This window comes from Hymenobacter terrestris, assembly GCF_013377905.1.
Classification (GTDB): Bacteria; Bacteroidota; Bacteroidia; order Cytophagales; family Hymenobacteraceae; genus Hymenobacter; species Hymenobacter terrestris.
The window spans coordinates 34,469-40,939 of record NZ_JABKAV010000030.1; the positions used below are offsets into that span (position 1 = coordinate 34,469).

A 6,471-nucleotide genomic window follows, 5' to 3' on the forward strand; every position below is an offset into this window, starting at 1 on the left:
GCGAGCGTATCGGCACGCTGTAGGGGCGGGGGCAAGCCCCGCCCCTACAGCGTCCTCCACAACCTCTGTTTTCTAATTCCTTACAACTTATGCACCCGGCCGCTGCCGGCCGTAGAGCTGCTTACGCGAGGGTTGCCGCGCACGTACACGCCGCCCGAGCCGGCCAGGCGGGCATCGAGGGTTTCAGTGGCCTGCACCCGGCAGCTACCCGAGCCGGCCACGCGCACCTCGCAGGTTTTGGAGGTCAGTGCCTCGGCTGATACGCCGCCCGAGCCGCTGATGCTGATTTGCTGGCTCGTGGCCGAGCCGCCGCCAATTTTGAGGCTGCCCGAACCCGCCACCGAAGAGTCGATGGTTTCGGCTGTTACGCTGGCCAGCACCAGGCTGCCCGAGCCGCCCACGGCCAGCCGCAGCTTCTCGGCCCGGATGGGCTCGGCGGCCCGCAAGCTGCCCGAGCCGCCCACGCTCAGGGCCGTAACGGTGGGCGCGGTTACGTAGATGGTTACTTTGCCCTTCAGATTGGACCATTTAAGGTTTCCTCCCGGCTTGGTTTGGATGCGAAGCTTGCCGTTTTCGACTACGGTTTCAATCTGAGCTAGATCCTCCGTGTCACCCTGCACTTCCACTTTCTGGGGGCTGCCCTGGCGGTACACGACCTGCATGGAGCCGCCCAGGCTCACGGCGGTAAAGGGCGCTACGGTGCGGGTTTCGCGGGTGTCGGCGGCGAAGGTCTGGAAGGCAGTCAGCAGCAGCGCGAGCAGCAAACCGGGCAGCAGGAAACGAAGGCTTTTCATAGCGTAGGGGTGAAAGTGGAAGACTTGCGGGGGTAGATGCAGGGCTGCCGCGCACAGTTGCCCGAGGGCGACAAATAAGTGGAGCAGATTTCGAAAAGCGACGACTACCAGATTTTCACCCGGGCCGAATCGGGCCGGTAGAGCTTGTCGCCGGGTTTTACACCGAAGGCCTCGTAGAAGGCGGGCACATCGGCGAAGGGGCCGTTGATGCGGTACTGGGCCGGCGAGTGCACATCGGTGAGCAGGGCCTGAGCCAGCCGCTCGGGGCGCTGGTGGGTTTGCCAGCCCAGCGCGTAGCCCAGAAAGTAGCGCTGGACCGGCGTCAGGCCCCCAATTTTCTCGCCCTTCTTGTACTGCTCGGTTTTCTTGAATGCATCGAGCCCGATGACGATGCCGCCCAAATCAGCAATGTTCTCGCCGGCCGTGGCCTTACCGTTGATGCGCAGCGAATCGAGCACCTGATAGCTATTGAACTGGCGCACAATGCCGCGCACGCGCGCATCGAAGGCTTTGCGGTCGGCCTTGGTCCACCAGCTGCGCAGGTTGCCCTTCTCATCAAACTGGCTGCCTTCATCATCGAAGCCGTGGGTGAGCTCGTGGCCGATGGTGCTGGCCCCGGCGTAGCCGTAAATAATGGCGTCGTCGGCCTCGGCATCCACCAAACCGGGGATGGAGAAGATGGCGGCCGGCAACACGATTTCGTTGTTGCTGGGGTTGTAGTAGGCGTTGTAGGTCTGGGGCGTCATGCCCCACTCGGTGCGGTCGACGGGCTGGCCCAGCTTGCGGGCCTCGTAGCGGTAACGCCACTGGTTGGCCCGCATCACGTTGGCGGCGTACGAGTCGCGCTTGATTTCGAGCGACGAATAGTCCTTCCACTTATCGGGGTAGCCCACTTTACGCGTGATTTTGGCCAGCTTCACCAGCGCCTTCTGCTTGGTCGAGTCGCCCATCCAGTCCAGCGCCCCGATGTGCTCGCGGAACGAAGCCGTGATGTTCTCGGTGAGCTGCTCGTAGCGCTTTTTGGTTTCGGGGGTGAAGTATTCTTTCACGAACTGCTGGCCCAGTACCTCGCCCAGAGCGGCTTCTTCGGCATCGAGCACCCGCTTCCAGCGCGGGCGCTGCTCGGTGGCGCCTTGCAGCACGGTACCATAAAACCGGAAGTTTTCCTGGTCGAACTCCTGGCTTAGCGTGGGGGCGTAGGTGTGCACCAACTGCCACTGCAGGTAGGCCTGCCAGTCGGCGAGCGGGGCGGTGCGCAGCAGGCGGCTGGCTTCCTGGTAGAACTCGGGCTGGCCCACAATTACGGTATCAGCCTTGGCAAAAGCCATTTCGGCCAGCCAGGGCTTCCAGTTGAGGCCGGGCGTGAGGGCGTCGAGCTGGGCCAGGCTCATCTTGTTATAGTTGGCGTAAGGGTCGCGCAGGGCTTCGAGTTTGCGCGAGGCCCCGGCCAGCTTGGTTTCCAGGGCCAACACGCGCTGGGTGCTGGCCTGGGCCGTGGCCGCATCCTGGCCCAGCAGCCCGAACATGGTGCTCAGGTGCTTCTCATACTCTTTCCGGATGTTGGCGGTGCGGGCATCTTTGTTGAAGTAGTAGTCGCGGTTGGGCAGCCCCAGGCCTGCCTGCCAGAGGTGAAGGGCCATTTTGTCGCTGTTCTTGGCGTCCTGCTGCACGTAGCCGCCCAGCAGCGCGTTCACGCCCAGCTGCTGCAGCCGCGCAATGGCCGCCTGCACGCCCGTTACGGTACTGATGTTCTGGATGCGCGTCAGCTCGGCCTGCAGCGGCGCTAGGCCCTGCTTGTTTATAGCCGCGCTGTCCATGCCCGTGGCCCAGAAGTCGCCGATTTTCTGCTCTGTTGAGCCGGGGGCGGCGGTAGCCTTGGCGGCGTCCTGGTTAAGCTTGCGCAGGCGGCCGTAGATTTCGTTCTGTACCTGCTTGCCGATGCCCCAGTTGCTTTCGGAGGCCGGAATCGGGTTTTGCTTGAACCAGGTGCCGTTGGCGTAGTTGTAGAAATCGTCGCCGGGCCGCACGGTGGTGTCGAGGTTGGCGCTCAGCAAATCGGGCTTGGCGGCGTCGGTTTTGCCGTTGGGGCCGCAGGCGGCCACGGCCAGCCCCAGCAACGGGGCCACCAGCAGGCCCGGACGAAGAAAGTGCTTCATGTTTTTCCGTTATTTATTTTCTGTGGCTCGTTATTCTTTTTCAGTGGAAAGGTAGCAGTAACGGCCGGCTAATCAAGTCCTGCCAAAACACGAAACCCGGCCCGCAGAAAAACGAATAACGAAAACCAAACAGCGAAAAGTGAATCATCTGCTCCTGCTCAATTTCGGCCTGGCGGCCTACCTCACCGGCCTCATCTGGACGGTCCAGCTCGTGCATTATCCCGGCTTTGCCCGGGTGGCGTCCGAGCAGTTCGCGCAGTTTCACCGCGAGCATTCTACCCGCATGGGCTGGGTGGTAATGGGGCCGATGCTGCTGGAACTGGGCGCGGCCGGCTGGCTGGCCTGGCAGGGCACGAACCTGAGTCCGGCCGCTCGCTGGGGCCAGCTGGCGCTGGTGGGGGTAGCCTGGGCCAGCACATTTCTGCTCAGCGTACCCTTCCACAACCGCCTGGCCCGCGACGGCTACAACTACGTAGCCATCGACGGCCTCGTGCGCACCAACTGGCCCCGCACCCTCGCCTGGACCGCCCGTTTGGGTTTGCTCGGCTATCTGCTGTGGTGAGCGGAAAACCGCCGCTCAGGATGACAGTATATTTACCTTCTCATTCCTCACAGTTCAACCCCATGCTGTCTCCCGCCGCCGACTTCCTGCCCGAATTGCAGTTCCAGACCAGCCGCAGCAGCGGGCCGGGCGGGCAAAACGTGAACAAGGTGGAAAGCCGCGTCGAACTGCGCTTCCGCGTGGCCGACTCGCAACTGCTCACCGACGAGCAGAAGCAGACACTGCTCGAAAAGCTGGCCTCGCGCCTCACCCAGGAGGGGGAGCTACTGGTAACGGCCCAGGAAGACCGCAGCCAACTGCGCAACCGCGAAACGGCGCTGCTCAAGTTTTATCAGTTGCTCGTCAAAACCCTGCACCGCCCCAAAACCCGCCGCCCCACCAAGCCCGGCAAAGGGGCCGTGCGCAAACGCCTGGAGTCCAAGAAAAAGCACGGCGACAAAAAGACCAACCGCGGCCGAGTAGATTTTTGAATCAGCTGCCAGCTACTTACTGCTCACTTGCCGCAATTGCGTACTCTCACCACCGGAAGCGCAATTATGTTAGGAGTAAAATCCTGATGGCCAGACTTCCCGGTAATGACTATTGGAAGGGCTCCCTGCGTTATTTGGGGCGTAAGCGGCGCTGATGTCAGCGTAGCGGCATCGGTAGTAAAAGAGCAAACCTCACCGCCGCGCTGGTCGACTTTAAATAGCCGAAAATGGTTGGGAGTTATACTGGTTGTCGCAATGGAGGAAGAGGAAAACAGGCTGCCTACGCCATACACGTAATTGCCGCCCGGGGCTACTACTTGGGGCAAATCCTTCAACAGGCCTAAGGTGTCGGCTTCCAGCGAGTGCAGTGAGCCGATAGGTTGGGCTTGAGCATCGAGCTTGCCCGCAAATGTTCCCTGGCCATCAAAATTATAAAGTTTGAAGCCGCGGCCCAGTAGTACTGTTTCCCCCTGCGGCGATACGGTAATACCCCCTTTCGATACCCTTAGGCCATCGTAGCGGTTGCTAAATAATAGCCGGCCGTCGATGTTGAATCGCAACAGCGCAAAGCTGGCGGAAATGGTTGGAATACCTAACTGTAATGATCCGTCGGGCAGCAAATGGAAGGCCATGAAGGTTGTGCCGAAATCGGGCACTGCAATTGTCTGGCTCCAGAGTGGCTGGCCGATTTCGCTGAAACGCGTTAGAAAGGTATTAGGGGCAACTACCCGGTCGCCTGCGATAACGAAGCTGTTATCTGGTAAGCTTATAATTTGCGCCGTGAAAGGTTGTTCGAACGGGTCCGTGCCATTGAGGGGGTATTTATACTCCCGCATCCACAGAACCTCACCGAGTGCTGACACGTGCGCTAGTAGTATTTGCTCTCCGTAGTCAACCCTGGTAGCACCTGCCAGCAGCACGCTGCCATCGGCCCGTAGCGCCAAGTCGTTGATTTGCACTCGTTGCGGAAAGTCGTACCCATATTCTAGCGTGTGCGCCCATACTACCGAACCGTCGGCCCGGAGGCGCAGCAGCTTATCACCTCCGCCAATCCAGCAGCCGCCATCGGCAGTCGCCCGTATTACGCTGGTCAAATTACCCGTATAAATGTGGCGGGCTAATACTACCTGGCCAGTGGTATCCAGCCGAACAAGGTTATTTTCAGACGGAAAAGATGGAGTAAAGTCACGAATGCCCAACCAAAGCGGCAGGCCTGGAGCAGCCGAGCTAAGGCCAACGTAACTGTCTCCTAACATCCCGAGTAACTTGGGCGAGCTTGGTTTGGGTGAATTGTAAATATAGCGAGAGCCGCTAATGCGCACGCTACTATCCGGACCGGAAGCGTCGGATTCGTCTTTAGTGCATCCCAGCATCAGCAAACCGCTTAGTAGTAATATTACGATACGAACCATAGAATGCGGGAATATGGAGTCAGGGTGAGTTTGATGCACCAACTGGAGCGTTAAAAGCGGCCTAAATTCAATAGAGAACCGTTGCGCAGAGCATCGCGTGTTAAGACATAAAAGTAAGGTTCGTTCTTCACTTGCCCCAACTAAACTTTGAACTGCTTAAAGTAGGATTATACTTCAGCAGCTTTACCCGGTAGTTGCCCCTGCTGTTGCACTGCTAAGGGGTACAAGCCGGCGATTTTTTGTCGCCGGAACGCGAAAAAGCCCCCGACCACTGCCATAACAGGCACAGCCGGGGGCTTCAATCTGCAACGACATTCGAGTTACACCCGCTGGAAGTGCGAGGCCTGGCGGAGTGTCCGCTCGCTGCCCGAGTTGGGGTCGTTGTAGGTGTAGTCGCCTACTTCTACCGACAGCTTCTTGCCGATGAGCTGCTTGGTGTCGAGGTCCTGGCCGGCTTTGGGCTCGATGCCGACTGTATCGTAGAGGCCCATGATGACAGGGCGGCCGGCGTCGGAGAGGTAGAAGCGCTGAAGCACAAAGCCTTCCTCGTTTTCCATACGGGCAGCGAAATAGGGAATGCCCTGATTTTCGCTCTTGCCCTCCTCGATTTCGGTGATTTCAACTGTATGACGGCCGTCAGATAGAAAGCCTTTCTCCTGACCTTTTTCAACTGGAATTTTCATGGCGATAATGCTGGGTAAGATTCAATATTGCTAACGAAAATGGGTAGCGTAAGGTTTGGCTAAAATTTATAGTAGCATCAGCTTCGAGTTGCCAGCTGGTAGTCGCTAGTCAACCCAGGTTGCCAAGTGGTTTGCTGGAACGCTGTAGGGGCGGCGGGTGGGCCCCCCCCCCCCGCCCCCCCCGCTCTCGGTCTTGGTTTTCCGCCATCGGGACGGGGGGGGGGGGGGGGGCGGGCGGCGGGCCCCCGCCGTTGTTGGTGGCCCGGGGGTGGGGGGTGGTGGGGGGCGCGTTGTGGAACACTTTCTTTTGGCCCCCCCCCGCTGCCACGTTTCGACGTCTCGAGGTGCCAAAGCCCAACCTTAACGACTTCGACCGGCCGGCCCCGCCCGACCG

6 protein-coding genes are annotated in these 6,471 nt (G+C 59.8%); 2 read left to right on the forward strand and 4 right to left on the reverse strand.

Annotated features, from left to right (window positions below; genetic code table 11):
• Positions 1 to 80: 80 nt before the first annotated feature.
• Positions 81 to 794: a head GIN domain-containing protein gene (locus tag HW556_RS11280; protein ID WP_176900130.1), complete on the reverse strand. Its 714-nt coding sequence runs from the start codon at positions 792 to 794 to the stop codon at positions 81 to 83.
• Positions 795 to 898: 104 nt separating this feature from the next.
• Positions 899 to 2,950 (reverse strand): M13 family metallopeptidase, encoded by a 2,052-nt coding sequence (locus HW556_RS11285; protein WP_176900131.1) that lies wholly within the window; start codon positions 2,948 to 2,950, stop codon positions 899 to 901.
• A 139-nt stretch (positions 2,951 to 3,089) separates the two neighbouring features.
• Here HW556_RS11285 and HW556_RS11290 point away from each other — a divergent pair, with 139 nt between their 5' ends.
• Positions 3,090 to 3,512, forward strand: a complete 423-nt coding sequence (locus tag HW556_RS11290; protein WP_176900132.1) for a hypothetical protein — start codon at positions 3,090 to 3,092, stop codon at positions 3,510 to 3,512.
• Between the two features lie 62 nt (positions 3,513 to 3,574).
• A complete protein-coding gene (arfB, locus tag HW556_RS11295; RefSeq protein WP_176900133.1) occupies positions 3,575 to 3,982 on the forward strand; it encodes an alternative ribosome rescue aminoacyl-tRNA hydrolase ArfB in 408 nt (135 codons plus the stop codon).
• A gap of 23 nt (positions 3,983 to 4,005) precedes the next feature.
• Here arfB and HW556_RS11300 read toward each other — a convergent pair whose 3' ends face one another.
• Both HW556_RS11300 and HW556_RS11305 read right to left on the reverse strand, forming a co-directional pair.
• Entirely contained in the window at positions 4,006 to 5,394 is a 1,389-nt protein-coding gene (locus HW556_RS11300; protein WP_176900134.1) for a hypothetical protein, read from the reverse strand.
• A 320-nt stretch (positions 5,395 to 5,714) separates the two neighbouring features.
• Entirely contained in the window at positions 5,715 to 6,077 is a 363-nt protein-coding gene (locus HW556_RS11305) for a hypothetical protein (protein ID WP_176900135.1), read from the reverse strand.
• Positions 6,078 to 6,471: the final 394 nt, after the last annotated feature.